Source organism: Kribbella sp. NBC_00709 (assembly GCF_036226565.1).
Classification (GTDB): Bacteria; Actinomycetota; Actinomycetes; order Propionibacteriales; family Kribbellaceae; genus Kribbella.
Genome location: NZ_CP108996.1, coordinates 8,423,275 through 8,448,271 on the forward strand (window position 1 = coordinate 8,423,275; position 24,997 = coordinate 8,448,271).

At 68.1% G+C, this 24,997-nt stretch carries 29 protein-coding genes; 13 read left to right on the forward strand and 16 right to left on the reverse strand.

The features are described from left to right. The first annotated feature begins 3 nt into the window (after window positions 1-3). Window positions 4-444 (forward strand): VOC family protein, encoded by a 441-nt coding sequence (locus tag OHA18_RS40935; protein ID WP_329000793.1) that lies wholly within the window; start codon window positions 4-6, stop codon window positions 442-444. A gap of 8 nt (window positions 445-452) precedes the next feature. On the opposite strand, the gene OHA18_RS40940 is transcribed toward OHA18_RS40935, so the two are convergent. The 4 genes from OHA18_RS40940 to OHA18_RS40955 form a co-directional block, all read right to left on the reverse strand. Further along, complete coding sequence (locus OHA18_RS40940; protein ID WP_329000794.1) at window positions 453-752, reverse strand: AzlD domain-containing protein; 300 nt, start codon at window positions 750-752, stop codon at window positions 453-455. Next, on the reverse strand, window positions 712-1,422 hold the full coding sequence (locus OHA18_RS40945) for an AzlC family ABC transporter permease (RefSeq protein ID WP_329000795.1): 711 nt from the start codon (window positions 1,420-1,422) through the stop codon (window positions 712-714). Before OHA18_RS40945 ends, OHA18_RS40940 begins: the two co-directional genes overlap by 41 nt. Beyond that, window positions 1,419-1,973: a CGNR zinc finger domain-containing protein gene (locus OHA18_RS40950; RefSeq protein WP_329000796.1), complete on the reverse strand. Its 555-nt coding sequence runs from the start codon at window positions 1,971-1,973 to the stop codon at window positions 1,419-1,421. The genes OHA18_RS40945 and OHA18_RS40950 overlap by 4 nt, the downstream gene beginning before the upstream one ends. Window positions 1,974-2,042: 69 nt before the next feature. Further along, entirely contained in the window at window positions 2,043-3,449 is a 1,407-nt protein-coding gene (locus OHA18_RS40955; RefSeq protein ID WP_329000797.1) for a serine/threonine-protein kinase, read from the reverse strand. Between the two features lie 251 nt (window positions 3,450-3,700). Here OHA18_RS40955 and OHA18_RS40960 point away from each other — a divergent pair, with 251 nt between their 5' ends. Genes OHA18_RS40960 through OHA18_RS40970 form a run of 3 tightly spaced genes read left to right on the forward strand, consistent with a single transcriptional unit; the run spans window position 3,701 to window position 6,416 of the window. Continuing rightward, window positions 3,701-4,510 (forward strand): hypothetical protein, encoded by an 810-nt coding sequence (locus OHA18_RS40960; protein ID WP_329000798.1) that lies wholly within the window; start codon window positions 3,701-3,703, stop codon window positions 4,508-4,510. Between the two features lie 8 nt (window positions 4,511-4,518). Continuing rightward, entirely contained in the window at window positions 4,519-5,457 is a 939-nt protein-coding gene (locus tag OHA18_RS40965) for a hypothetical protein (protein ID WP_329000799.1), read from the forward strand. Between the two features lie 8 nt (window positions 5,458-5,465). After that, the gene (locus tag OHA18_RS40970) at window positions 5,466-6,416 is read left to right on the forward strand and encodes a hypothetical protein (protein WP_329000800.1); all 951 of its coding nucleotides are present in this window, start codon (window positions 5,466-5,468) and stop codon (window positions 6,414-6,416) included. A gap of 3 nt (window positions 6,417-6,419) precedes the next feature. On the opposite strand, the gene OHA18_RS40975 is transcribed toward OHA18_RS40970, so the two are convergent. The 3 genes from OHA18_RS40975 to OHA18_RS40985 form a co-directional block, all read right to left on the reverse strand. Beyond that, window positions 6,420-7,418, reverse strand: coding sequence for a serine hydrolase domain-containing protein (locus OHA18_RS40975; protein ID WP_329000801.1), 999 nt, complete (start codon window positions 7,416-7,418; stop codon window positions 6,420-6,422). Window positions 7,419-7,435: 17 nt separating this feature from the next. Then, window positions 7,436-9,097, reverse strand: coding sequence for a dihydroxyacetone kinase family protein (locus OHA18_RS40980; protein ID WP_329000802.1), 1,662 nt, complete (start codon window positions 9,095-9,097; stop codon window positions 7,436-7,438). A 97-nt stretch (window positions 9,098-9,194) separates the two neighbouring features. Next, window positions 9,195-9,950 carry an IclR family transcriptional regulator gene (locus tag OHA18_RS40985; protein WP_329000803.1) on the reverse strand — a complete coding sequence of 252 codons (756 nt, stop codon included), beginning with the start codon at window positions 9,948-9,950 and terminating at the stop codon, window positions 9,195-9,197. 125 nt (window positions 9,951-10,075) lie between these two features. Between OHA18_RS40985 and OHA18_RS40990 the strand changes: the two genes are divergently transcribed. Then, entirely contained in the window at window positions 10,076-10,828 is a 753-nt protein-coding gene (locus tag OHA18_RS40990; protein ID WP_329000804.1) for an MIP/aquaporin family protein, read from the forward strand. After that, window positions 10,828-11,478 (forward strand): dihydroxyacetone kinase subunit DhaL, encoded by a 651-nt coding sequence (gene dhaL / locus OHA18_RS40995; RefSeq protein WP_329000805.1) that lies wholly within the window; start codon window positions 10,828-10,830, stop codon window positions 11,476-11,478. The genes OHA18_RS40990 and dhaL overlap by 1 nt, the downstream gene beginning before the upstream one ends. Here dhaL and OHA18_RS41000 read toward each other — a convergent pair. Next, complete coding sequence (locus tag OHA18_RS41000) at window positions 11,416-12,573, reverse strand: FAD-dependent oxidoreductase (protein WP_329000806.1); 1,158 nt, start codon at window positions 12,571-12,573, stop codon at window positions 11,416-11,418. The genes dhaL and OHA18_RS41000 overlap by 63 nt on opposite strands. 107 nt (window positions 12,574-12,680) lie before the next feature. Here OHA18_RS41000 and OHA18_RS41005 point away from each other — a divergent pair, with 107 nt between their 5' ends. After that, entirely contained in the window at window positions 12,681-13,451 is a 771-nt protein-coding gene (locus OHA18_RS41005; RefSeq protein WP_329000807.1) for a maleylpyruvate isomerase family mycothiol-dependent enzyme, read from the forward strand. 12 nt (window positions 13,452-13,463) lie between these two features. On the opposite strand, the gene OHA18_RS41010 is transcribed toward OHA18_RS41005, so the two are convergent. From OHA18_RS41010 to OHA18_RS41025, 4 genes are all read right to left on the reverse strand, one after another. Then, window positions 13,464-14,240 (reverse strand): class I SAM-dependent methyltransferase, encoded by a 777-nt coding sequence (locus tag OHA18_RS41010; protein WP_329006213.1) that lies wholly within the window; start codon window positions 14,238-14,240, stop codon window positions 13,464-13,466. Between the two features lie 74 nt (window positions 14,241-14,314). Beyond that, window positions 14,315-15,160 (reverse strand): methyltransferase domain-containing protein, encoded by an 846-nt coding sequence (locus tag OHA18_RS41015; RefSeq protein WP_329000808.1) that lies wholly within the window; start codon window positions 15,158-15,160, stop codon window positions 14,315-14,317. An 83-nt stretch (window positions 15,161-15,243) separates the two neighbouring features. Continuing rightward, window positions 15,244-16,269: an aldo/keto reductase gene (locus OHA18_RS41020; RefSeq protein ID WP_329000809.1), complete on the reverse strand. Its 1,026-nt coding sequence runs from the start codon at window positions 16,267-16,269 to the stop codon at window positions 15,244-15,246. A 251-nt stretch (window positions 16,270-16,520) separates the two neighbouring features. After that, on the reverse strand, window positions 16,521-17,330 hold the full coding sequence (locus OHA18_RS41025) for a MerR family transcriptional regulator (RefSeq protein ID WP_329000810.1): 810 nt from the start codon (window positions 17,328-17,330) through the stop codon (window positions 16,521-16,523). 80 nt (window positions 17,331-17,410) lie between these two features. Between OHA18_RS41025 and OHA18_RS41030 the strand changes: the two genes are divergently transcribed. Continuing rightward, window positions 17,411-17,773, forward strand: a complete 363-nt coding sequence (locus tag OHA18_RS41030) for a nuclear transport factor 2 family protein (protein ID WP_329000811.1) — start codon at window positions 17,411-17,413, stop codon at window positions 17,771-17,773. Window positions 17,774-17,793: 20 nt separating this feature from the next. Here OHA18_RS41030 and OHA18_RS41035 read toward each other — a convergent pair whose 3' ends face one another. Next, on the reverse strand, window positions 17,794-18,366 hold the full coding sequence (locus tag OHA18_RS41035; RefSeq protein WP_329000812.1) for a hypothetical protein: 573 nt from the start codon (window positions 18,364-18,366) through the stop codon (window positions 17,794-17,796). Between the two features lie 171 nt (window positions 18,367-18,537). On the opposite strand from OHA18_RS41035, the gene OHA18_RS41040 reads away from it, so the two are divergent. Then, window positions 18,538-19,368 carry a GNAT family N-acetyltransferase gene (locus OHA18_RS41040; RefSeq protein ID WP_329000813.1) on the forward strand — a complete coding sequence of 277 codons (831 nt, stop codon included), beginning with the start codon at window positions 18,538-18,540 and terminating at the stop codon, window positions 19,366-19,368. Window positions 19,369-19,462: 94 nt separating this feature from the next. Here OHA18_RS41040 and OHA18_RS41045 read toward each other — a convergent pair whose 3' ends face one another. Then, window positions 19,463-20,098 (reverse strand): TetR/AcrR family transcriptional regulator, encoded by a 636-nt coding sequence (locus OHA18_RS41045; RefSeq protein ID WP_329000814.1) that lies wholly within the window; start codon window positions 20,096-20,098, stop codon window positions 19,463-19,465. 192 nt (window positions 20,099-20,290) lie between these two features. On the opposite strand from OHA18_RS41045, the gene OHA18_RS41050 reads away from it, so the two are divergent. Beyond that, window positions 20,291-21,208, forward strand: a complete 918-nt coding sequence (locus OHA18_RS41050; RefSeq protein WP_329000815.1) for an NADP-dependent oxidoreductase — start codon at window positions 20,291-20,293, stop codon at window positions 21,206-21,208. Window positions 21,209-21,267: 59 nt separating this feature from the next. Beyond that, window positions 21,268-21,582: a DUF427 domain-containing protein gene (locus tag OHA18_RS41055; protein WP_329000816.1), complete on the forward strand. Its 315-nt coding sequence runs from the start codon at window positions 21,268-21,270 to the stop codon at window positions 21,580-21,582. A gap of 6 nt (window positions 21,583-21,588) precedes the next feature. On the opposite strand, the gene OHA18_RS41060 is transcribed toward OHA18_RS41055, so the two are convergent. Both OHA18_RS41060 and OHA18_RS41065 read right to left on the reverse strand, forming a co-directional pair. Continuing rightward, entirely contained in the window at window positions 21,589-22,128 is a 540-nt protein-coding gene (locus OHA18_RS41060; RefSeq protein ID WP_329000817.1) for an AAA family ATPase, read from the reverse strand. A gap of 315 nt (window positions 22,129-22,443) precedes the next feature. Beyond that, a complete protein-coding gene (locus tag OHA18_RS41065; protein ID WP_329000818.1) occupies window positions 22,444-22,944 on the reverse strand; it encodes a DUF6326 family protein in 501 nt (166 codons plus the stop codon). 160 nt (window positions 22,945-23,104) lie between these two features. Here OHA18_RS41065 and OHA18_RS41070 point away from each other — a divergent pair, with 160 nt between their 5' ends. Both OHA18_RS41070 and OHA18_RS41075 read left to right on the forward strand, forming a co-directional pair. Then, complete coding sequence (locus OHA18_RS41070; protein ID WP_329000819.1) at window positions 23,105-24,244, forward strand: sensor histidine kinase; 1,140 nt, start codon at window positions 23,105-23,107, stop codon at window positions 24,242-24,244. After that, window positions 24,241-24,897: a response regulator transcription factor gene (locus OHA18_RS41075; protein ID WP_329000820.1), complete on the forward strand. Its 657-nt coding sequence runs from the start codon at window positions 24,241-24,243 to the stop codon at window positions 24,895-24,897. Before OHA18_RS41070 ends, OHA18_RS41075 begins: the two co-directional genes overlap by 4 nt. Window positions 24,898-24,997 lie beyond the last annotated feature (100 nt).

Here is a 24,997-nt window from a genome sequence, read left to right on the forward strand (position 1 = left end):
GGCGTGACTCAGACAGCGATTCATTTGATCGTCAACGATCCAGATCAGGCCGCCTCCTGGTACGCCGCAGCGTTGGGCGCACGCGAGACGAGCCGACTCACGCTCCCCGACGGCCGCACCCTGACCATCGACCTCCTGCTCGGCGACACGGTGCTGGCGGTGGCGGGAGAGTTCCCGGACCGCGGCATGCGCACTCCGGCCGCTCTGGGCGGCACACCCGCCGCTCTGCACGTCCAGGTCCCCGACGTCGACGCCGCCTGGGCGCAGGCGCTGCAGGCGGGCGCCACAGTCTTCGAACCGGTGCACGACGCCTTCTGGGGCGACCGCACCGTCCAGTTCCTCGACCCATCGGGCCACCGCTGGGCGTTGGACCAGCACGTACAGGACGTGTCGCCCGAAGAGATCGCCGAGCGAGCAGCCGAACTGTTCGGCGCCTCAGCCTGAATCTCCGGTCAGTTCGACACCAGGCGGATGAGGGCCGTGGCGGCGACGCCTGCGGCGGCGGCCGGCAACATCGGGATCCGGACGAGATTGAGGATGCCGGCGACGCCTACGCCGACCAGTTGGGTCCAGTCGATCGAGCGGCCGCCGAGGTCGGTGACGATCAGTCCGGCGAGCAACGCCGGAGCTGTCAGTTGGGTGACACCGACCACGGCCGGCGGGAGCTCGCGCTTCCCCAGGACCAGCGGGCCTGCGGCCTTCATCAACCAGTTAGTGATGCTGACCACCAGTACGCACAGCCACAGCTTCATCAGACCTCCCTCGTCGTAGTCCGATCAGGGTGGCCGCAGCAGCGCCGAGCAAGGCGTAGCTGGGGCCGGTGACGAACAACAGCCCGGCGGAGATCACCGCACCGAGCAGACAGGCAACGACCGCGCGGCGGGATCGACGTACCTCGTCGATCAGCAAGATGATGAAGAACGCGGGGAACGCCACGTCCAGCCCGAGCTTGTGCATGAGATCCGGCGACGGAGCGGCGAGTACGCCGACCGCGGTGCCGCCGGTCCAGCAGATCCATTGCGGGACACTGACGCCGATCATCCGCCAGACGTCGTACCGATTGCCCTGTTCGTGAGCGGCCACGAACGAAGCGTCGACGATGGCTTGCGCCTGGAGCATGCGGGCCAGCCGGCCGCCGCGCAGGCTCGGCGCGAGCGCCACGCTCATCACCAGGTAACGCACGTTGATCACCATGGCCGCGACGATCGCGGCCAGGACCGTTGCTCCGGACAACGAACTGAGCAAGGTGAACTGCGCCGACCCGCTGAACGCGAACGCGGAGAACACGACCGGCGCCACGGTCCCCCAGCCCCGCGCCCGCGCCTCGGCACCGAAGTTCAGTGCCAGTACGCCGGTCGCGAGCCCCGGCCCGATGCCGAGCCGAAGGCCGCGGGCGAACGACTGCCGACCGGACCCCGTCATGCTGTCGATCCATCCCGGGCCCGCGCGTAATGCCGTCGGGCGCGAGCCCGGTTGCCGCAGTCGGCCGAACTGCACCAGCGGCGCGAGCCGTTCTTGCTCCGGTCCAGGAACAGCCAGCCGCAGCCGTCGTCTCCGCACCGGCGCAGCCGACCCAGGTCTTCGTCCTCGAACAACCGCCAGACCGCCAGCCGGACCGTGTCTTCCGGATCTTCGGCCCGCCATCCGAAGGGATTCAGCTCAACGGATGCCGACCGGACAGCCCCGGAGATGAGGTCGTGCAGCGCGTCGATCGCAGCGGGAGCGGGCTGGTCTCCGACGGCGAGGCCTGCGAGGACCTCGTACGCGATGCGTCGAACGGCCACCAGGTCGTCGCGCAGCCGTGGCGTCACCGCTGCTTGATCCGTGCGTACGCCGGCGGCCAGCAGCCAGCGCTCCACATTCGACAGGTCGGCGAACCGATCGATCGTGCGGGTGGGATCGTGACGCCACGCCACGGTGTTCACCAGGTCGAGCGCGAGATGCCCGCCGATCAACTCCGGCTGATACGTCACCCGGAACCACCTCCGAGCCTTCACTCTAACGGGCAATACCGCTTTTGGCTGTTAGAGTGATTGCAGGGGTCAGTCGGCTGCCGGCGGGGTTGCAGTGCGCTGCGGGCTGGGCGACGACGTGCCAGGCGGCGGAGTCGTTGCCGGAGCGCTGCTCGGCGGCGCGCTCGACGGGGAGTCTCCGGTCGAGGGCGTTGGGGTGGGAACGCTCGGCGTGGTGCTGCTCCGGGTGGGCGCGCTCGGCGACGCTGTCGGCGACGAGGTGCCGGTCGGCGACGCGCTGGGCGAGGCGGTGCTCGGCGTCGCCGTCGGCGAGGCGCTTTGCGTCGGCCGGGTCGAGGTGCTCGTCCGGGTCTCGCCGCCGCTCGATGCCGTCCTGGTCGCGGTGGAGCTCGGGGCTTGCGTGCTGGGGCTGCTCGCAGGACCGACGTCGGTCGTGGGGGGCAGCTTCGGATCGTTGCCGTTGAGCAGGACCCCGGCCAGCACAGCCGCTCCGGTCGCGAGTACGGCGATCCCTCCGACGAGAAGGGTCTTCCTTCGCGTCCGGTTCGGCGTCCCGGGCGCGTCGAGTGGTGGCTGCGTAGCGGTGACGACCGGGTCGTTGTTCGCTGCCACGACGGCCGGCACGAGGCTTGCGGGAGCTGGTGACTGGGCACGCAAGGCGCCACCCGCGATCTCGGTCGCGGACGGACGGTCGGCGGCGTCCTTCGCGAGCATCCGGAGCAGGACGCTCTCGAACGCTCCGCCCAACTCGGGGCGGTCCAGACTCGGGCGTACCGGAGCGGTGTCGACGTGCTGGTAAAGAATCGCGGTCGGATGTTCCGCCGTGAACGGCGGCTGACCGGTCACCAGCTGATAGAGGACACAACCCAGCGCGTAGACGTCGGCTGCCTTGCCCGCCTGCTCACCCTTCGCCCGCTCGGGGGCGAGATAGTGCGTGCTGCCGATGATCTGGCCGGTCGCCGTGAGCGTGTTCGTCCCCTCACCTGGAAGGTGAGCGATGCCGAAGTCCGCGACCTTGACGGTCCCGTCCGCCGTCAGCAGCAGGTTGCCCGGCTTCACATCGCGATGAACGACGTCCTCCAGGTGCGCGGCGGCCAGGCCCGCGGCGGCCTGCTCGACGATGTCGATCGCGCGATCCTTCGGCAGCGTTCCCTGCTGAGCCAACTCGGCTGCGACGGTGCGACCCTCGACGAGCTCCATCACCAGGAAGAAGCCTTCGCCGTGGGGACCGAAGTCGTACACCGAGACCACGTGCGGGTCACTCAGCCTCGCGGCGGCTCGCGCCTCCCGCTGGAACCGCTCACCCGCGCGCGTGTCCCGATCGGACGGCAGCAGCAACTTGACCGCGACCACCCGCCCCAGCAGCTCGTCCGTGGCACGGAACACCTCCCCCATGCCACCCCGACCAACAGAAGGCCCCAGCCTGTACCGCTTGGCAATAAGCATCCGATCCCCCGTACCCAGCCCGACCCCCATTGAACCCGGCGGGACCCCAGGTTCAAGGCAGCCCTCTGATTCAGCGCAACTTTTCGGTCCTCGCGAGTATCGAGGTAAGCACTACTTCATACTGTGACCCCGAGGGGCTGGGCATGTCCGGTCGGCTGAGCAAGGCGGCTGTTGCCGCGCTTTTGGCACTAGGAGTCACCCCTGGGGCCGCGCAAGCGGTGGGTGCTGGGACGGCTGCGTCAGCGCAGGCGTCAGCTGGTTGTTACGTCCATGTCGGATCGGTGACCGCTGCGGGTGATCACTCGGGCAAGCTGGTCACCGTCGGCGCAGCGACGTCCGACGTACTGCGCACCGGTGTCTACCCTGCCGGCGCGGTCCGGGTCAGCGGGTCCCTGGAAGCGGATCCGGACGTCACCGGGTACGGCGGGTGGATCGGCGGGTACACCGTCCTGGGCTCGTCCATGTACTCCACCTCGTACTACCTCACCCTGGACGGCGACGTCGACCGGACCAGGCCTACGACGTACCTGGTCGGTGGCGGTTGGGGTGACACGACCTTCTTCGAGACCACGCGGTTCTGGGACTACCCGAAGCTGCCGAACCTGATCAGGCAGTACCAGCTGCGGGCCGACGGGACCTTGAGCCGTTGGGACATGCAGTACAACAATGGCAACAGCTCGGTGAAGTGGGCGAACAAGCAGTCCGCGACCGGGTTCAGCTCGGTGAAGACGATGGCGCTGATCAGCCAGACGCTGACCTACGACACCTTCCTGGCCAACACCCGCGGCGGCGCGCTCTACACGATCCGGATCCCGCGCACCTCACCGATGAAGCCGATCGTGAAGCAGGTCCGCACGAAGACCTGGCAGGCGTTCGACGCGCTGGTGGCCGAGAAGTGCGGTCAGTACGGGACGATGCTGGTCGGCATCGACAAGGACACCCGGTCCGCCTACGCGTACGCCGTTGGTCACGCCAACGGAACCGCCACTGTCATCCAGGGCCTCGGCAAAGTACCGGCCGCGTTCGCCGATCCCGTGTACTTCCGCCGCCAGATCCGTCAGGGCGATGCCCAGATGCTGTTCGGAGAGTGATGGTCACCATGTCGGGACGACTCAGTACTGCGGCGCGCATCGCGGCTGCCGCCGCGCTGGTGACCGGGATGCTGTCCGGGGTGCCGGGCGAGGCACTGGCTGCTGACACCACCGCCACCGCTGGATGCAAGATCGAGCCCGGGTCCGTGACCGCCGGTGGTGATCACACGGACCGGGTGATCACTGCCGGATCGCCGGCAACGGTGCAGGAGAAGCCGCGGTACCCCGACATCTACCCCGACGGCCGGCCCCGGTTGAGCACGTTGATCGGCGACGAACCCGTCACCCCCAGCCCCGGCCGCGGGTACTACGGCCACGCGGTGATCGGCTCGGGGCTCTACGACAGCTTCTACATCGTCACGGAGGCCGGGGAGGTCGACCCGATGCAGCACCTCAACGAACGGGTCGGTGGCGGCTGGGGTGACACCACCTTCCTCGAGACGAGCTATCCGCATGATCCGGATCCCTGGGCCTTGACCAACCATTATTCGCTTCGCTCGAACGGCATCCTCACCGCATGGGACGACAAGGGCGGGTTCGGCTGGACCAACGCACGGTCCGCCGGTGGGTTCGCGGCGGTGAAGACGATGGCGCTGATCAGCCAGACCGCGACGTACGACACCTTCCTGGCCAACACTCGGGGCGGCGCCCTCTACACGATCCGGCTCCCACTCACCGCGCCGCTGAAGCCGATCGTGAAGAAGGTCCGCGACTCCACCTGGCAGGGCTTCGAGTCGCTGATCGCCGAGAAGTGCGGCCAGTACGGCACCCTGCTGCTCGGCATCGACAAGGACACCCAGTCCGGCTACCTGTACGCCGTTGGTCACGCCAACGGAACCGCCACCGTCATCCAAGGCCTCGGCAAGGTACCGGCTACCTTCCCCGACCCGGTCTATTTCCGCCACGTCTCGGAGCCTCGTGACGCCCCGCTGTTATTCGGAGAGTGAGAACCGCCATGTCCGGTCGACTAACTACCGCAGCTGTTGCTGCGCTTCTGCTGACAGGTCTCGTACCTGGAGCCGCGCACGCCGGTACGACGGTCGCTGCCGGTACGACGGCCACCGCCGCCGCCTCGGCAGCGTGCTACGCGCTCGCCGGCTCCGTCACGGCCGGCGGTGACCACCCGTCCCTGCTCGTCAACTCCACCTCGCCGCCGACGGCGCGGGTGATCCGCAGCTACCCCGACATCTACCCCGACGGCCAGGTCCGGCTGAGCGGAACCATTGCGAACGACCCGGACATCACCGGTACCGGCGGGTTGTACTGGGGCAACGTGGTGATCGGCTCGACGATGTACGCCAGCGCCTACTACCTCACCGAGGACGACCAGGTCGACCGCTCGAAGGTCTACCTCACCCGGGTCGGTGGCGGCTGGGGTGACACGACCTTCTTCGACACCACGAGGTACTGGAAGTATCCCGACCCCCCGGCGTACAACATGCAGTACTCGCTGCGCAGCAACGGCACGATCACCCGCTGGGAGGATCGCCCGGGGACGGCCTGGGGAAACAAGCAGACCGCGACCGGCTTCGCGGCGGTCAAGACGATGGCGCTGATCAGCCAGACCGCGACGTACGACACCTTCCTGGCGAACACCCGCGGCGGCGCGCTCTACACGATCCGGATCCCGCGGACCTCGCCGCTGAAGCCGGTCGTGAAGAAGGTCCGCGACTCGACCTGGCAGGGCTTCGAGGCCTTCGTGATCGAGAAGTGCGGCGTGTACGGAACGCTGGTGCTCGGCATCGACAAGGACACGCAGTCCGGCTATCTGTACGCCGTTGGTCACGCCAACGGAACCGCCACCGTCATCCAGGGACTAGGCAAGGTCCCGTGGAAGTTCGCCGACCCGGTCTACTTCCGCCACGTCCTCCGCCCGGGCGACGAACCGATGCTCTTCGGCGAGTGACCTTCAGACGCCGAGCCGGTCGTTGAGCACCTTGACGACCGGCCAGGCGCCGTCCGACCAGTTGGAGATGACGGTGTAGGTGATCGATGACGAGGGCTGGTGCAGGCCGGCGAACGACACGCCGGCGTCGTACCCCTCCAGCCAGACGCCATCACCGGCAACGCGGAGGTGGAAGCCGAGGCCGTAGCGCCTGGACTCCTCCGGCCAGTCACTGTGCGGCCGCACCATCTCGGCGACCCGCTCCGGCGAGACGATCCGTCCGGCGAAGAGTGCGTCCCAGAAGGCGCTGAGGTCGGCGGCGGTCGAGTAGATCCCGCCGTCGCCGTTGCCCACCACGGGGAGATGGAACACGTTGGTTCGCAGGCCGTCGACGGACAGATAGCCCAGGGCGGCGCGTCCCGGGAGCTCATCGGAGCGCAGGAACGCGGTGTCCACCATCCCCGCCGGCTCGCAGACCAATGTGCGCACGAGCTCCTGGAAGCTCACGCCGCTGGCCCGTTCGGCCAGCAACGCGAGTACGACGTAGCCGCCGTTGTTGTACGCGAACCGCTCGCCGGCGCGGAACACGGTCTCGTGTCCGTCCAGCACCGGCAGGAACTGTTCGGTCGTCGCGAGCTCGTGCACCGATACCGGCATCACGTACTCGCTGATGTCGCCATCTTCGTTGAGGTAGTCACCGATCCCGGACCGATGTGCGAGCAGATGCTCGATCGTCACGTCGTCCGCGATCAATGGCAGGTCGTCGCCGAGCAGCGAACGCGCGGTCGTCCCGAGCTCGAACGTCCCACGCTCCACGAGCCTCATGATCACCAGCGCAGTCAGGCTCTTCGTCCCACTCGCAGTCGCGAACAACGTCTCGACCGTGTTCAGGATCCGGTGCGCCCGGTCGGCGTACCCATAAGCCGCGCAGAACTCGACCTCCCCCGACCGATCAACCCGAACCACCCCGGAGAACCCGGTGCGCTCCGCCACCCCATCCACCACATCCCGAACCGGCTCCATCACGCCGAACCTAGCACTCAGCTGACCTCTACGGTGGACAGTTCGGTGGCGATGGCGGCGAGCCAGATCGCGACGGCCTCCGCGCCCGGGTCGACTGTGCCGAGGACGCGTTCGCCGAGATAGCTCGAACGGCCGCGGCGGGCCAGGATTCCAGCTGTCTCGTCCGCCCCCTTCCGAGCCGCTGCCGCCGCGTCGGACACGTCGCCGGTACGCAATGCCGCCGCTGCCGGGAGCAAGGCGTCGAGCATGGTCCGGTCACCAGACCGGGCCCCACCCAGTTCGGCGACGGCGCCAACGCCCTCGCCGAAAGCGTCGCCCCATGACGCGCCCGCGGAGACGGCCGCCGCGGTCCGCAGCAGGAGTGCGGCGTAGAGCGGTCCGGACGTGCCGCCGACGGTACGTCGCACCGTTGCGGCGATCCCGCGGAGGGTGGCCGCGACGTCCCCACCGTCGTACTCGGCCTTCCCCTCGAGAACGGCGCGGGCGCCGCGGGCGAGGCTGATCCCGAGGTCACCGTCGCCGACGACCTGGTCGAGCTCGGTGAGTTGCGACTCGGCGTCGATCAGGGCTTTGCAGATCGCCGCAACAGAACGCCACAACCGTTCGTCGACCGGCGCGGCCGGCGCCACGGTGGGATTCGGCTCGGGCTCGGGCTCGTGAGTCGCAAGGCGGCCGAGATGAGCTGCGGGCCAGGCCGCAGTGGTGGTTGGTGCGTCGAGCAAGGCCAGCGCCTTGTCGCCGACACGGGCCAAGGACAACGAGCAGCCGGCCATCTCGAGCGCGGTGAGGAAGGTTCCGACCCAGAGTCGCTCGAGCTGAATCCCCCTGGCCGCGAGCTGCGTCACGGCACGCTGGGCGATGATGCCGAGCTCCATCGCCGGGGTCCCGCCGAGGTTGTTGACCAGCATGACGACCTGGTCTCCCTTGCCGAGGTCGCGGTCGGAGATGAGGTGACCGAGCAACCGGTCGACGATCTCGTCGGCGGTCGGGATCACGCCGCGCTCGACCCCCGGTTCTCCGTGGATGCCGAGGCCCCACTCGATCTCGTCCGGCCCGAGCTCCAGCCCGGCCTTGCCGGCGGCGGGGATGGTGCAGCCGGACAGGGCGACGCCGACCGTCGCCACCGAGGCTGCCGCCGCGCGCGCCAGCCGGGCGACTTCCTCGAGCGACTGCCCCTCCTCGGCTGCGGCACCCGCGATCTTCTGGACCAGCACGGTGCCTGCGAGACCCCGCCGGCCGGCGTTCTCGTCGCTGTCCGCCAGTGCAGCGTCGTCCGCGACCACGACCATCTCGACCGCGATCCCTTCACCGCGGGCGATCTCCGCGGCCAGACCGAAGTTCAGCCGATCGCCGGTGTAGTTCTTCACGATCAGCAGCACGCCGCCCGGGCCGCCGACCGCGCGGATCGCTTTCAGGACGGCGTCCGCGGACGGTGAGCTGAAGACGTCTCCCGCGACCGCGGCGGTCAGCATCCCGGAACCGACGTACCCGGCATGGGCGGGCTCGTGTCCGGCCCCTCCGCCGGAGATCAGCGCGACCTGTCCCTTCGCTCTGAGCGCTGCGCGATCAACCCTGGCGACGACCCCGTCGCCAAGGACGACGATCCCCGGGTTGGCCAGCGCGAACCCGCGCAGCATCTCGGGAACCACGTCCGCCGGAGTGTTGATGAGCTTCTTCAAGGGAACCACCTCCGAATGTTCTGAACATCATTCGACAATGTCGAATGGAATTCACACCATAGAGGTCGACTCAACCGCTGTAAAGATCAGTCGGACCTCAGGCGGGGATGGGCCAGCGCGGCGCGCCGAGCTCCCGGGAGATGTTGCGGGCAGCCTCGCGAACGGCGGTGACGGTCGTCTCGGCCGGCGGCCAGTCGACGGCCGGGAGAACGACGCCGATCGCACCGACCGCGATCCCGGAGGCGTCGAAGATCGGCGCCGCGATACCGGCCTCGCCGAGGACAGCCTCTTCGCGCTCGGTAGCGAGCGCCTCCCGCGCGACTTCTGCCAACTGCGAACGCAGCGCGGCGGGATCGATCACCGTCTCGGACGTCATACTGCGCAGCTTCCCGTCCGAGAGCAGTTCGCCGGCCTGATCAGGCAGGAACGCGAGGAGCGCCTTCCCCAGCGCACTGGCGTGGGACGGGATCACGATGCCGACCTCCGGCATCTGCCGGCTGCCGTCCGGCCTCGGTTCGTGGTGAATGATCACGACCTCGTCGAACGTGAGCACGCCGGTCCGTACGGCGTACCCGCTGCGGCGCGCGAGCTCCTCGGACCAGGTCGCCGCCCGCGACCGGAGCTCGAGGGTGTCGAGGTAGATGTTGCCGAGCTTGAGGACGGCGGGACCCAGCTGGTAGCGGTTCGAGTCGCGATCCTGGACGACCATGCTGTGCGCCTGGAGCGTCTTGAGGATGCCGTGCACGGTCGACGGGGGCAGGTCGAGCCGGGCCGCGACCTCGGACAGGCTCAGCCGGCGCGCCCCCTGCAGCACCCCGAGTATCCGGATCGCCCGGTCGACGGACTGGATCATCCAACAATCCTCTCAGCGGATCGAACGCGTCTTTACAGCAGTGAACCACAGGCGTATGTTCCGAGGGTCGTTCGATAATGTCGAACGCTCTTCAGGAATTCTACCTGCTGCGGAAGGATCTCCGGATGGACGACAACTCCCTGCCCCAACGGCTTCTGACCGAGGCACTCGGTACGGCGATCCTGGTGTTCGTCGGCGTGGGTGCGGTGCCGGCCACCCTGATCGTCAACGGCTCGGCGCCGTTCACGATGGCCGACCTCGGGATGATCTCGTTCGCCTTCGCGGCGGCGGTGGTCGCGACCGTGTACGCACTCGGGCCGATCTCCGGCAACCACATCAACCCGGCCGTGACCGTCGGCCTGGCCGCGTCGGGCAAGTTCCCCTGGCGACTCGTTCCGGCGTACGTCGGCGCGCAGGTGGCCGGCGCCGTCGTGGGTGCCGCGGCGATCCTCGGCGTACTCGGGTCGAAGGCGAGCGACCTCGGGCTCGGCGTCGCGACGTACGGCGCGAGCGTCTCGGTGCCGCAAGCGTTCCTCGCCGAGTTCGTGGGGACGTTCATCCTGGTGCTGGTCGTCTTCGGCGCGACGCAGCGCAAGGCCGCGCCGGGATTCGCGGGGCTCGCGATCGGACTGGTCGTCTTCGGCGCGATCATCCCCGTAGCTCCGGTCACCGGCGCCTCCATCAACCCGGCCCGGACCGTTGGGCCGATGCTCGTTCAGCAACTCGCCGGCGGCCACGTGCAGTGGGGACAGCTCCCGGTCTACCTGCTGGCCGAGCTGACCGCCGGCGTGCTGGCCGGGCTTGCGTACCTCGCGCTGTCCCGCGTCACCGCCGATCGTGCGATCGCGCCGCAGTCCCCCTCGGCGCAGGAAGTCTGATGTCCGACCTCATCACGGCCGGCTGGCTGTCCGGCTGGATCCGCGCATTCAGCGAGCTGGTCCGGACCCACCACGACCAGCTGAACGCGCTCGACGCCGCCATCGGCGACGCCGACCACGGCACGAACCTGGCCCGCGGGTTCGCGGTGGTCGCCACTGAGCTCGACCACGCACCCGACCACCCCGGCGATCTGCTCAACCTGGTCGGCAGCACAGTGGTCAGCAACGTCGGCGGCGCTGCCGGTCCGCTGTTCGGCAGCTTCTTCCTCTGCCTTGGTGATGCCATCGGCAACGATTCGCCCCTCGACAGCCGCCGCTTCGCCCTCGGCCTCCGGGCCGGCCTGGCCGGCGTCGTGGCACGTGGCAGCGCCGAGCCCGGCGACAAGACCATGTACGACGCCTTGGCGCCCGGCATCGACGCGATCGCCGCCGCAGCGGCAGCACGCCACGACCTGCCCGGCATCTTCGAGGCCGGCCGCCTCGCAGCCGAACAAGGTCGCGACTCCACCATCGACATGCTCGCCCGCAAAGGCCGCGCCAGCTACCTCGGCGAACGCAGCGTCGGCCACCAGGACCCCGGCGCCACCTCAGCCACCTACCTCTTCACCGCCGCCACCCATCATGTCGGTGACAGCGATGTGCGCGGCTGACGGGCAGCCCTTGGTGAATCCGTAGAAGGGGCCGAAGTCGCGTGTCGCCGCGAACCCGGTCAGGTAAAGGCCGGCCAGCGAGGTCTCGAGGCCCTCGGTCAGGTCGGGGAATCCCTCGGTCACCGAAACCCGATCGACGAGACCGCTCAGGTACTGCACCCGGGCAAGGTCAGCCCGGTAGCCCGAAGCGAAGACGACGTGATCGGCGGTCAGCGCCTTGCCGTTGGAGAGCGTCAGTGTCACGTCGTGTTCGCTGACGGCCGTGCCGACCACGGCACATCCCGGATGACTGGTCACGACGGTGTCAGGGATCCGCGGGACGAGCCAGGGTTCGAGGGTGAGACGGCCGACCTGCCAGAACTCGGAGGCGATCGCTCGCTGCCGCTCGGGCGAAAGTCCTCGCCACCATCCACGGTGAGTCAGCGTCTGGTCGACGTACTGGTCGACGAAGTGCCAGCTCACCTTGGCGAAGTTCGGTGTGCTGTGACGGTGTACGACGTCCACATGCTCGGCGCCGTGATCAGTCAGCAGAGCAGCCCATTCGTAGGCACTTTGGCGGCCGCCGATGATGACGACCCGGGCGCCGGCGAGCGAATCGAACGAGACCAGGTCACTGGTATGCGATCGACGTGCCGGCGGGACGTCGGCGTACCACTCCGGCAGGTTGAGGAAGGAGCCGACGCCGGGCGCGGCGAGCACTTTGTCCGCGGTGATCGTCGTACCGTCGTCCAGCGTTGCCACGAAGCCCGAGTTCGGCTTGGTCAGGCCGGTCACGAGGCGCTCGTCGAGGTCGAGCCCCTTGCAGTCGCGGAACCAATCCGTGTACTCGAGGAAGACCGCTACCGGGATCGGGTCGAAGTCCGCGGGTCGCAGACCGCGATCCTCGAAGAATGCCTCGAAGGTGTGCTCGCCGCGTGCGTCGAGATGCCAATCGGGGCCGGAACGCAGGAACATGTCGGCCGGCATCTGGTTCCGCCAGAAGGCCATCGGCCGGCCGACGATGCGGGTCTCGATGCCGTTGTCACGGGCAAACGCCGCCGCGGAGTACGCGTAGGGCCCCGCGCCGACGACCAGCAGATCTGTCCGGTCCGGCATCGTGACTCCTGATGGTGCGGGGTCACCCACAATCCTCCACCTGATGCGTTCGCGCCAGATCCGCGCCGGCCGGAAGAAAACCGCGGTCTACGAGGTTGGGCCCTGGCATGACCACTCTTGTCGACCGCGCCATCGCGGTACTGCGCGCCAACCACGACACCCTCGCCGCACTGGTACCGACGTTGTCCGAGGAACAGCTGCGGAGCCGGAGCGGGGCGGCGGAGTGGACCGTCGCGGACGCGCTCTCGCACCTCGGAAGCGGCGCCGAGATCAACCGCAAGCCGATCGCGACCGCCGCGGGTGAACAGGTCGGGGTCGTGGACAACCAGTCGATCTGGAACCGGTGGAACGCCTTGCCGCCGGCCGACCAGGCAGCGGAGTTCGTCAAACACGACGCGGCGTACGTCGACACCGTCGCCGGGCTGACTGCCGAGCAGCGCGATGTCCCGATCGACCTGGGTTTCATGCCCGAGCCGGTGCCATTGCTGGTCGCGCTCGGCATGCGGGTCAGCGAGGTCGCCAACCACGGCTGGGACGTACGCGTCGGAGTCGACCCGTCGGCGACCGTGGATCCGGACGCCGCCGAGCTGCTCATCGAGCTCCTCCGCGGGCCGCTGGCCTTCCTCCTGGGCTTCTCCGGAAAGGCGGACCAGGTCGAGCAGGATGTTCGCCTGGCGATCCCGGGCGGCGGCATCGAGATCACCGACACGGTCACCGTGACCGACACCATCGACGACCCGACGGCGACATTCGAGGGTCCGGCAGAGGCTGTGGTGCGGTTGCTGACCGGACGGCTGGGCGCCGATCACGCCGCCGGGGTGAGCGTGACCGGCAACGTCACCCTGGACCAGCTCCGCAAGGTCTTCCCCGGCTACTAGGCGCGGTGGTGGCTATCGGCTCTGCAGCGGCCGGAGCTTGAAGACCAGGATGCCGAGGTACTTGTTCATCCACGCCTGCTTGTGCGGGTAACGGCGTCGGGCGTCCTCAGACAGCTGTGGCTCGAGCGCCGTCTCGATCCACAGCCCTGCCGCACTGAACACGTTGAGCAGGTCAGAGATGGTGTACGGACGCTTGGTGAGGGTGATCTGGTCGTTCCAGCCACTCAGGTAGGAGAACGAGGCGGTGGAGAAATACTCCTCACCCAAGGACGTCCCATTCTCTTCGGACCGTTCGACGGCGTACCGGATCGGTTGCGTCCTGGTCAGCAGGATGAATCCGTCGTCGGCCAGCATCGCGCGCGCTGCTTGCAGGGTGCGCACCGGATCCTTCGCATAGCCGAAGGACTGCAGGAACAAGATCCGGTCGAACCTGCGCCCGGTGAGCCCAGGCAAAGAATCCAGCTCCGAGAGATCGCCGCGGATCAACTCCAAGCCAGGCGGCGGGGCACTGAGGAAGTTGCCGCTGATGTCGACTCCGACAGAATCGGTCGCACCGTCCCGAACCAGCTCAGCAAGCTTGCCGCCGTTGCCGCACCCGGCGTCGAGCACCGACCGTCCGGTGACATCACCCAGAAGTTCGCGCTGCACAGGCCACTCGACAAGCCGATCCAGCGAGTCCTCCCTGGTCCGGGCCCGCTCGTAGTCCGGAGCGAGCTCCAGCCAGGGCCGGCTCAGATCCCCAGAAGTGTCCGCGTGAGAGTTCGTCGCCGCCGGTGAGTCGTCTGCCATCGCCACGAGTCAGACCATAGTCGTCGCTGCGGACCTCCCACCGTGCCGGGGCGCAGTCGAGGATCGCGGCCGACCTAGCCGAGGGCAGGCGGGTGTTCGGTCGGGCGGCGTCCCCAGGCCGAGATCAGCGGTGCGAGTGTCAGGTCGAGTTCGCCCGCGTCGATGGCGGCCAGGTGCGCGTCGATCTCGGCGTCGTCGGCCAGGCCGGCCGCGAGCAGCTCGCCGCGCACATGCCGGATCGTCGACGCCTCCAGCCGATCGCAGGCCAGTCCGCCGACCGGGAACGAGCCTGCCGCGGCGACATCCACCAAACCAGCCTCACGCAAGGCCCGCGGCAGCGTTCGGCCGTAGCGCAATTCCGCGCCGCGACCCGTCAACAACTCCCGGACCGCGTCGCGCATCCGGTTGGCCCGCCGCTGCGCAGGACCGCTGTCGTCCAGGCACGCGAGTGGCTGCAGAGCGGTATCCGCGTCCTCGATCAGCAGCCAGCCACCGGGCCGTAGCGCCGCCACCATCGTTGCCAACGCCCGAACCCGGTCGGGTACATGGACCAGCACGAGCCGGGCGTGCACCAGATCGAACGTCCCCGGCTCCGGCGGCGGATCAGCGGCGACGTCATGCCGGCGTACGTCGTACCCGTCACCTGCCTCCAGCCACGACGGGTCGATGTCCGTGGCCAGCACGTACCCGGTCGGACCGACGGTCGCCGCGAGCACATCCGGGATGCTGCGGCCACCGGCCCCCACTTCCCAGCAGCGCGAGCCGGCCCCGATCCCCAGCCGATCGAAGTGCCCGCGCGTCACACGGTCGAACAGCTCGGCCAGCCAAACGAATCGTTCACCCGCTTCGGCGCGCGCGTTGTCGAGCAAGTACCCGCCGGAATCTCCATCGATATGCGGCGGGCGGGGTACGGAGGTCACCACTACATAGTCGACCTCCCCAGCTCACTAGCGCCACGACGGCGAGAGAGGGACATCTCACACACCGGCGCGGCGCCGAAGAGTCAGCGGCGTTGGCCGGTGCCGTGGACGCCATGGTGGTCGATGCGGGTCAGTTCCTCGTCGGTGAGGGCCGGGAAGTCGAGGGCGGCGAGGTTGTGGTCGAGTTGGGCGGTGGAACTCGCACCGATGAGCGCAGTCGTCACCTGCGGCTGACGCAGTACCCACTGCAGGGCGAGCTGGGCCAAGGACTGGCCGCGTTCCCGGGCGAGATCGTTCAGCGCCGTCGCACGCTCGCGATAGACATCATCGATCTGATCCGGCGACAGGAACGCGCTGGCGGCGGCCCTGGCATCTGCCGGGATCTTGCCATCGAGGTACTTGTCGGTCAGCAAGCCCTGTGCAAGGGGGCTGTAGGCAACCAGCCCGAACCCGTCCTCGGCAGCGAGCTTCAGCAGCCCGCTCGTCTCCGGAGTCCGGTCGAAGATCGAGTACCGCGGCTGATGGACCAGCAGCGGTACGCCGGCCGCACGCAGCAACGCGGCGACCTCGTGCGCGCGCTCAGTCGGGTAGTTCGAGATACCGACGTACAACGCCTTGCCCTGCTGGACCGCGCTCACCAACGCACCCACGGTCTCCTCCAGCGGCGTCGACGGATCCGGCCGGTGGTGGTAGAAGATGTCGACGTAGTCGGTGCCGAGATCCCGCAGGCTGCGCTCGAGCGACACCAGCAGCGACTTGCGCGAACCGCCTTTGAGATAAGGGCTCGGACCGATCGGGTTACCGGCCTTCGTGGTCAGGACGAGTTCGTCACGGTACGGCGCCAGCTCGGCCCGCAGCACCTGTCCGAACACCTGCTCCGCAGCCCGATGCGGTGGCCCGTACCGGTTGGCGTTGTCGAAATGCGTGATGCCCAGGTCGAAGGCGTGCAGCAAGATCTCCCGCTGCGTCTCGAACGGATAGTCACGACCGAACTTCTGCCACAACCCGAGTGACAACGCCGGCAGGTCCAGCCCGGAGTCCCCCGCCCGCCGATACTCCAACCGCTCGTACCGCCCGTCGGCCGCGCGATAGCCCCGCTCAAACGTCATCCCATCCGCCCTTCATCGCAACAAGAACACCACCGTCTCGCGACGCCTCAGCCGCCCGCCTCCGCAGTCTCACATCATGGTCACGACCCCACGGAAGCACGTCGCCGTGGTGGCGTGCATGGACGCGCGGCCTCCATCCAGGCCGAGACCGGACTCAAGGACACGGTCCGCGGTTTCGTCTACGAAGTCGAAACCGGCCACCTCCGCGAAGTAAAGCTCTGAACCCAGACCAGCAGCAGGCGATGGCTGCGTTACGGGGCGAGGCGGAAGATCGGCCAGCCGATTTCGGTTCGCCAGAGTTCGGGGATGTCGGTGTCGCTTGGGCCGACCAGGTATGTCTCGTGGACGGGGCCGGCGACCGCGAGGGCGTGGTCGACCACCCATTCGCCGAGGCGGCCGTAGGTGACGCCGATGTCGTCGTGGAGCCCGCGGTGGACGGCCACGGCGAGTTCGACCGCGGACAGATCGAGCGCCTGGACCCGGCCGGACGGCGACACCTGACGGACCGGCCAGAACACTGTTGCCGTACCGCGGCCCTCGGTGAACAGTTCGTTGTCGTAACGGCCACTGAGCGGACCGATACGTTGCTCAGTCGGGACGGCCGTGTCGAGCTCGGCCAGAGCACCGTCGTACCAGCCGCCGACTCCTTGTCTGTCGACCTCGGCGCTCACCGCGGCGACCCGGCGGGCCGGCACCGAGCGGAGCTCGACGTCCAGCTCCTCGACCTGCGGCCGGAGCAACTGACGCAACGAGACGACGGCCGCGCGGGTCCGGTCGAGGTTGATCTCGAGCCGTTCGAGGTGGCCGGCAATCATCGCGGCGCGCCGGGCCGGATCCGTGGTGGCGAGGACGGCCTTGACCTCGGCCAGCGGTACGTCGAGCTCACGGAGCCGATGGATCACCTGGGCCGAGGGGATCTGGGCGGCTTCGTAGTACCGGTAGCCGGTGAAGGGGTCGACGTCGGCGGGGTCGAGCAGACCCGCCTCGTGATAGCGGCGCAGCGTCCGAACGCTCAACTGCGTCAGCGCCGCGAACTCCCCGATCGTCAGTCGTGCCTGCATACAGGCACCTTCCACTCTCCCCTTGGGGGAGTGTCAAGCGCGTTGACACTCCCCCAGCGGGAGACTGCACGCTGGCAGGCATGACGAACCAGCCTGTAGCCACGCCGATCGCCACCGACCAACTCCCGGAGGTGATCACGAGATTCCTCGCCGCGAATGTCGCCCGCGACGCCGACGCCGCGATCCAGCTCTGCCGGCCCGACGCCGTCGTCACCGACGACGATCACACCTTCCGCGGGCACGACAACATCCGCGACTGGGTCGCGAACGCGGCGAGCGAGTTCACCTACACGACCGAACTCACCAGCGCCGGCCGCCTCGACGACACCCACTACGACGCGATCCACCACCTCGAGGGCAACTTCCCCGGCGGCGTCGCCGACCTGCACTTCCGCTTCGCCCTCCGCGACGGCCTCATCGAAACCCTGACGATCGAGCCCTAGCACGAGCCGGCCGACCTTCATCATGGGAGGTCGGCGCGCGGCTTCTCCACCGTGACCCAGATCGGACTTTCTGCATCCGGGACTCGGTGATACGGCGACCAGGCGCCGGCAACGCCCAGCGGAACGGGATTCACCGGCTCGGGCAGAACGAAGGTGAGCCCGTCGCCGCGAGCTTCGAGCTCGGCGGCGTACGTCGGATCGACACGGTCAAGCGTGATCATGATGAGCCCGGACACCGGCTGTGGCCCGGTCGAGGTGACCTTCGTCGGCAACCCGAGATCGACCTGTCTGCGCATGAGACCCAACACCCATTGAAGGGTCCATTCGGTCTCCTGCTCAGTCGGCTGCCAGCGCCTGAACCGCAACAACTCGGGGAACTGCACGAGCGGGGGAATCTCGAGCCGCGCCCGCAGCATCTCCTCATGAACCGGGATGCTGATGATCAGGACCACCCGATCACCGCCGTGCTCGACGGTCTCCGTCAGCCTCGCGTGCGCGTCACGGTTGCGGTCCACCCATCGGTGAACGACCGGCAGGTCCGGCGAGACCGTCGCCGGAGCATCCCGAAACCGCATCCCGACCACATCCTTCACGAAACATCCTGGGCTGTGGCGTTCGCAAGAACAGGCGAGCTGACGCCTCAGCCAATCCACATCGCCAAGTAGACGCCTGTCTTGAGTGACGCGATATAGTCGCTGGCGAGTGGACTAAATAGTCCACTCGTGGATGCGAGCGGGCTGTGGAGCCGCAAAGAGGACGTGGAGATGACTGATCAGGCTCTTGGGGCCGATGGGACGGGCTTCTACCTCGCCGGTGGCGGGCTGACGGTGGCCGGCGCGTCCGGTCGAACGATCGCCGGCGGTCGGTTGGTCGAGGTCAGCGTCACCGCCTGTTTACTCGGGAGTGCCGGCATGGATGCGACGCTGGCGAGCTGGGGCGCCGCAGAGAGCGCGGGTCTGGACGACGTACGGGCGGAAGACGGGCGCACGGTCCTGCCGTTGCAGACACAACCGATGATGCTCAGCTCGCTTCCGAGCAGCGTCCGGGTGCAGGTGCGCACAACACCGGATTCCCACGACAACGAGGATGATTGGCGGCTCGTTCTTCAGTTCCGCAATCAGGCCGGCTCGAGCCTCACCTGGGATGCCAGCCTCCCCGCCGAAGCGTTCGGCGCAGGCTGGCAAGCTCCGTTGGCCGACCTGCTGACCATCGACGGCGCGGTCGCTGACCCGGCGCCGACTCCCGCCCCGACTCCCGCCGAACCTCCCGCGCCGACTGCCGCGCAGCCTCCCGCCGAGGATCAGGCAGTGACGGTGGTCGACCACGCAGGCGACGAGTACTACGAGCTCCTCGTCGGCGGGCAGCAGGCCGGGCTCCTCGTGTACCACCTGATCGGCTCGCACCTGTCGATCACGCACACCGTGATCGAACCGACGTACCGCGGCCGAGGTCTCTCGTGGGAGCTGGTCGGCCGCGCCCTCGACGACATCCGCACGAAGTCGGTGACTGTGTCGAACTACTGCCCGGTCGTCAGCCGATTCGTCGACAAGAACCCGGAGTACGGCGATCTCCTCAGCCCGCCGCGGCCCGCCTGACCCTTTTCGTCCAGCAAGGACCCTTCAGCACGTTCCAACTGACAGCCCCACAACGGAAGGGAACCATCGATCGACGACATCCGGCATCGCCAGTTCACGTCGTCAGGAACGAGCGAATGTGGTCGAGCGCCATGTCCAGAGCTGTCTCCATCGGCGTGATGTCGTGCTGGGTTTCGGCCAGGAGATAGCCGCCCTGCAGGGCCGCCATGAGACCTACCGCGAGCTTGTCGGGGTCAGCCGTTCGGCTGAGGGAGCCGCTGACCTGCATTCGCCGGAGTCCGGCGGCGATCAGGCCGGTCCAGTCCGCGAAAGTCTCGGCCAGCGTCTTGCGGGCCTCGTCGTCCTGATCGGACAGCTCGCTTGCCATCGAGCCTAGGGCACACCCGTAGGCGCCGTTCTGAAGGGCGTTGCGTTGGACCAGAGCGTCCCGCCAGCGCTGCAGGCCGCGAAACGAACGCAAGCGCTCCAGGTACCCATGTTCGCGTTCGAGGACCTGCCCAGCGCGTAGCGAGACAACGGCCCGGACCAACTGATCCTTGTCGGCGAAATGCTGGTAGAGCTGGGACTTGCTCGTGCTGCTCGCCGCCCGGACATCGTCGAGTGTCGTGGCATTGACGCCTCTCACATACATGAGGTCGGCAGCCGCCTCGACGATTCGCGTCCGGGTCGCCAGACCGCGCGATGTCAGCCGACGGGGCGGAGCAACCGCCGCGCTTCCCGATCGAGTCACGACCCCACGGTACCGGTCCGGGTCCCGCACCGTCTCTTCAAATGGACTACCTGGTCCGACTACTTCCCTTCGTCACATGGAACGCACCTTGCAGGGTCTGGCTTGCCGAGCGATGCAGCCCACATTGCCCTGGACGAATTAGTCCAGTTACAGTAGGCCGCTAGATCAACGACGAGTGCAGGGAGGTGCCTGATGAAGGCGATCGTGGTGACGGATGAGGCCGCGGGTGCGGCCGGGATGACGCTCACCGAGCGTCCCGAGCCGGCGGCAGCGATCAACGACGTCGTCGTTGAGGTCCATGCGTCGGGATACGTCCCGACCGAGCTGGCGTGGCCCTCGACGTGGACCGATCGTCGCGACCGGGACCGGACACCGTCCATCCCTGGGCACGAACTGGCCGGCGTGGTCACCGCCCTCGGCTACGGCACGACGGGACTGTCGGTGGGACAGCGGGTGTTCGGCCTCGCGGACTGGCATCGCGACGGCACCCTGGCGGAGTACGCGGCTGTCGAGGCGCGCAACCTCGCCCCGCTCCCGGGCGACGTCGACTTCACCGTGGGCGCGAGCCTGCCGATCTCGGGGCTGACCGCATGGCAGGGACTGTTCGAGCACGGCCGCCTCCGCGCGGGGCAGAGCGTGCTCGCACATGGCGCGGCCGGCGCGGTCGGGACGATGGTGACGCAACTCGCGCGCGAGTTCGGCGCGTACGTCATCGGCACCGGACGCGCTGCTGACCGGCAGAAAGCTCTCGACTTCGGCGTTCAGGAGTTCGTTGACCTCGACAACGACTCCCTGGAGGACGTCGGCGGAGTAGATCTCGTGTTCGATGTCATCGGCGGCGACATCCAGAAGCGGTCCGCGCAACTGGTCCGAGCCGGAGGAACACTGGTGACCGTTGTCGGGCCGCCCGAGTCCCGGCCCGCGGACGGCCTTGCGATCGACTTCGTCGTCGAGGCCGATCGCGCCCAACTGAACGAGGTCGTCCGGCGGGTGCGTGACGGACGCCTGCGGACGAACATCGGCACCGTCGCACCCCTCGACGATGCGATCGCCGCCCTCAATCCGACCGAACGGCTCAACGGCAAGACGATCATCCGCGTCCGCCCCTGAGGACTCGAGACGTACGTCGCCGGCTCAGCCCTTCACGATCCGAAAGCGAGAATCGAGCAATGCGAACCGACATCAAAGCGACCGCGGACGGCACGTTACTGGCAGAGGCCGCCGCCGACGAGATCGTCGTGATCGAAGGGAACCGCTATTTCCCACCGGCATCGCTGCTGATCGGCGTCCTTCACCCGTCAGCCAAGCCCTACGTCTGCCCCTGGAAGGGCCGCGCCGAATACTTCGACGTCACAACACCGAGCCGAGTCCTCTCCGATGCAGCCTGGACGTATCCCTCCCCCAAGCACTCCGCGATCGAACAGGTCGGCCACGACTTCACCGGCTACATCGCCTTCGACACCCACCAGATAGATATCGACTGACGTCGCCTAGCAGTAGTCAGCGGTGAGCGTTGGCCATCGGTCGACCGCCCATGCCAGCCACGTCGTCCACCGTTCGGGCGGACGAGGACTGTCCGCGCCCGCGAGCTCAGCGGTGTCGGGTTCCTCGAACTTGGTGCGCCACGCAGCGACGTCGGCCTCGGGCATCGGAAAGGTCGGCGTGGTGGCCTCGCGATGAGCGATACGCGCGAGTTGGACGTCCAGGTCGACGGGCAGATAGACCACCTGGCACGGCGCCCCGGCTTGCCCCGCCAGCCAGCGCAATGCCGACCGCTCGTCTCGGCTCCAGAGCCCGAAGTCGAGGACCACACTGGTCCCCAGCCGCAGCGTCCGCAGCGCCACCGTAATCATCCAGCCTTCCAAGAGATCGCGTTTCCCGTCCGCTCTCAGCGAGGTGCCGAACAAGGGAAGGTGCCACTCATCCGGAGTCAACCGCAACGCATCATGCAACCTCGCCAACTCTTGAGCCCGGGTCGTCTTGCCCGCCCCGGGAAGCCCAACCATCAAGAACAACGTGGCACCAGACACCGTCAAATCTCCTCGAACCTGTCGCGGGCGTGAGTCCCCCACCGCCGAGACCGTATCCGCCCCGAGCACAACCGCAGTCACAACGCCTCGGATCCGATGCCCCGGTTAGATCGCTGGTGCGGCTGTCCAGCGGGTGATGGCCTGGTCGAGGTGGGCGGCTACAAGGGCGTGGAGGTCGATGTCCGCGCCCAGTAACCATTGCAGTTCGACGCCGTCCAGGACCGGGTGCCGTGAGCGCCGATCAGTGGGGTACAGATCGCAGGATGGGGTCCCGCGGGAGCCACCTCCGGGGTGTTCTGTAGGGACTGCCGGACCTCATACGTCGGCTCGTCGTGGCTGCTGGGCGCGAACGGTTTCACGGTCCGGGCTGGTCGCCATGGTCGCCGACGGTGCGGTGCGGGGCCAGGTCCAGGCGTAGCGCAGGATGAGGGCGAGAAGGATCAGTTCCAGGGCGATGCCGAGGCCGTAGAAGTACAGCCAGGACTCGCCCAGCGCGTTGAAGGCCGTGACGGGGATGTAGAGCGAGGCCACGACGAGGTTCGCGATGCGGCTTACCCGGGCGGGCAGCGTCATCGACAGCACGATCATCAGGATCGGGATGGCCATCAGGGTCAGGGCCGTGGTCGAGAAGGTCTGGGAGAGGCCGAACTCGAAGACCTTGCCGTTGAGGATGTCGTCGATGACGCCGGGCGTGAAGAAGTTGAGAATGTCCACGTAGGCGTACAGGAACATGAAGCTTGTCCACGCTGCGGTGAGCTTGGCTCTCACCGGGATCGGCTGGTCTTCCAGTGGTGTGGTGGTTTGACCTGTTCTCATCATGGGCTCCGTAGGTGGTGAGGATCGGTACGTCCACGATCGTTGAGCGCTGCGGCGGGCACATCGGCCCGGAGGCCGGACGTCGCCTGGCCGATGGAACGGTCTCTCGCTAGTTCTTTCGGTGGGTACGTCGAGGGGCGCCGCCCCCTAGGCTGGAGCCGTGGACACTGTCCGGCGCTCCATCTGGCGTGAGCCGCGGCCTGCTGACGCCCCACCCGTTGGTCGTTTCGACTGGCTGTTGGTGGGCGTGTTCGCGGCCGCCGCCTTGGTGGAGGGCATCGTCCGGCCGGGCTTGGCCTGGCGACCCCTTGTGACGGTCCTCGCCCTGGTGCTGATACCTGCTCTGCTCTGGCGACGGGGCCGCCCCCTGATGGCCGTCCTGGTCGGGTGGGGCGTCGCCGGGCTGCTCTCGGTCTTCCAGCTAGCTGCGCATTCCGGGGACCTCGGCCTCTACTCCATGATGGCCGTCCTGATTCTGCTCTACTCCCTGGTGCGGTGGGGCTCGGGACGGGAGATGGTCTTGGGTACGGCGTTCGTGACAGTCGTCGTCGCGCTGGGGATGTACGTCTCCTCCGCGGGCTGGGCCGAAGTTTTCGGCGGGAGTTTCCTCCTGCTGTTGTTCGTCGCCCTCGCGGCGGTGTTCCGCTACCGCGCGGACCTCTGGCATCGCCAACAGCGCGAGATCCGCAATCAGGAGCGGGTGGCGCTGGCTCGCGAGCTGCACGACATCGTGGCCCACCACGTCTCGGCCATCGCGGTGCAGGCGCAGGCCGGTGGCGTCGTCGCCGGCATCCAGCCCGAGAAGGCTGTCGAGGTCCTGGCCGCGATCGAGTCTGAAGCGTCCCGCACCCTGGCGGAGATGAGATCCATGGTGCGAGTGCTGCGTGACGAGGAAGCCGTCGCCTACTCACCGCAGCCGGGTGTCGCGGACCTGCCTGCTCTGGCGCGCGCCGACGCGACGCCCACCGTCGAGGTCTCGCTGGACGGTTCGTTGACCCGGCTGGCACGCCCCGTGGACGCCGCGCTCTACCGGCTCGCGCAGGAGTCGCTGACCAACGCCGTACGGCACGCCCGGAGCGCGACCCGCGTCGGGATCGACGTACGCCGGGAGGGCGATGCCGTCAGGCTGCGTGTCAGCGACGATGGACAGACCGAGCCGGGGCCGGCCCCGGAGCCTGGGTTCGGCCTGCAGGGCATGGCCGAACGAGCTCAGCTCCTCGGCGGATCGCTCTCCGCGGGGCCGGGGCCCGAGGGTGGCTGGGTGGTCGAGGCCGTGCTGCCGGTGGAGGCGCGGGCATGAGCATCCGTGTCGTCGTAGCCGACGACCAGGACCTGGTCCGGACCGGGCTCGTCATGATCCTCGGCGCCCAACCCGACCTCGAGATCGTGGGGGAGGCAGCAAACGGGCTCGACGCGCTCGACCTGGCGACCCGGCTGCGTCCCGATGTCCTCCTCATCGACATCCGGATGCCCGGGCTCGACGGCATCGAAGTGACCCGGCGCCTGGCCGGGGAGGGCGTTGCCGACCCGATGGCGGTCGTCGTGATCACAACCTTCGACCTCGATGAATACGTCCTCGGCGCCCTCCGCGCCGGCGCCCGAGGCTTCCTGCTCAAGGACGCCGGGCCGGCGCTACTCGTGCAGGCCATCCACGCGGCGGCCAACGGGGACGCGCTGATCGCCCCCAACGTCACCCGCCGGCTGCTGGCGACCTTCGCCGACCAGGCGCCGGTGATACCGGTCCAGCCCATCGCCCCGCTCACCGAGCGCGAGGAGGAAGTGCTCGCGCTGGTGGCACGGGGCCGCACCAACGCCGAGATCGCCACCGATCTCTTCGTCGGCCTGAGCACGGTCAAGACCCACGTAGCCTCGCTGATGACCAAACTCGGCGCCCGCAACCGCGTCGAGATCGCGATGTGGGCCTACGACACCAGACGCGTGAGAGCCGATTAGCGAGTACACATCCCTTACAAACAAGGCTATTTCAGCTCGGCTGACGTCTTGCCCAACAGTCGCCGGGCCACGATCAGTTGCTGGATTTGCTGGGTTCCTT

Coding starts and splice junctions, on each gene's coding strand:
- OHA18_RS41075 (WP_329000820.1), top strand. CDS start 24,241: ATGAGCATCCGTGTCGTCGTAGCCGACGACCAGGACCTGGTCCGGACC.
- OHA18_RS40985 (WP_329000803.1), bottom strand. CDS start 9,950: ATGATCCAGTCCGTCGACCGGGCGATCCGGATACTCGGGGTGCTGCAG.
- OHA18_RS41065 (WP_329000818.1), bottom strand. CDS start 22,944: ATGAGAACAGGTCAAACCACCACACCACTGGAAGACCAGCCGATCCCG.
- OHA18_RS40975 (WP_329000801.1), bottom strand. CDS start 7,418: ATGGAGCCGGTTCGGGATGTGGTGGATGGGGTGGCGGAGCGCACCGGG.
- OHA18_RS41005 (WP_329000807.1), top strand. CDS start 12,681: ATGACCACTCTTGTCGACCGCGCCATCGCGGTACTGCGCGCCAACCAC.
- OHA18_RS41000 (WP_329000806.1), bottom strand. CDS start 12,573: ATGCCGGACCGGACAGATCTGCTGGTCGTCGGCGCGGGGCCCTACGCG.
- dhaL (WP_329000805.1), top strand. CDS start 10,828: ATGTCCGACCTCATCACGGCCGGCTGGCTGTCCGGCTGGATCCGCGCA.
- OHA18_RS41010 (WP_329006213.1), bottom strand. CDS start 14,240: ATGGCAGACGACTCACCGGCGGCGACGAACTCTCACGCGGACACTTCT.
- OHA18_RS40990 (WP_329000804.1), top strand. CDS start 10,076: ATGGACGACAACTCCCTGCCCCAACGGCTTCTGACCGAGGCACTCGGT.
- OHA18_RS41040 (WP_329000813.1), top strand. CDS start 18,538: ATGACTGATCAGGCTCTTGGGGCCGATGGGACGGGCTTCTACCTCGCC.
- OHA18_RS41030 (WP_329000811.1), top strand. CDS start 17,411: ATGACGAACCAGCCTGTAGCCACGCCGATCGCCACCGACCAACTCCCG.
- OHA18_RS40970 (WP_329000800.1), top strand. CDS start 5,466: ATGTCCGGTCGACTAACTACCGCAGCTGTTGCTGCGCTTCTGCTGACA.
- OHA18_RS41020 (WP_329000809.1), bottom strand. CDS start 16,269: ATGACGTTTGAGCGGGGCTATCGCGCGGCCGACGGGCGGTACGAGCGG.
- OHA18_RS40955 (WP_329000797.1), bottom strand. CDS start 3,449: ATGGGGGTCGGGCTGGGTACGGGGGATCGGATGCTTATTGCCAAGCGG.
- OHA18_RS40940 (WP_329000794.1), bottom strand. CDS start 752: ATGAAGCTGTGGCTGTGCGTACTGGTGGTCAGCATCACTAACTGGTTG.
- OHA18_RS41050 (WP_329000815.1), top strand. CDS start 20,291: ATGAAGGCGATCGTGGTGACGGATGAGGCCGCGGGTGCGGCCGGGATG.
- OHA18_RS40965 (WP_329000799.1), top strand. CDS start 4,519: ATGTCGGGACGACTCAGTACTGCGGCGCGCATCGCGGCTGCCGCCGCG.
- OHA18_RS41055 (WP_329000816.1), top strand. CDS start 21,268: ATGCGAACCGACATCAAAGCGACCGCGGACGGCACGTTACTGGCAGAG.
- OHA18_RS41025 (WP_329000810.1), bottom strand. CDS start 17,330: ATGCAGGCACGACTGACGATCGGGGAGTTCGCGGCGCTGACGCAGTTG.
- OHA18_RS40945 (WP_329000795.1), bottom strand. CDS start 1,422: ATGACGGGGTCCGGTCGGCAGTCGTTCGCCCGCGGCCTTCGGCTCGGC.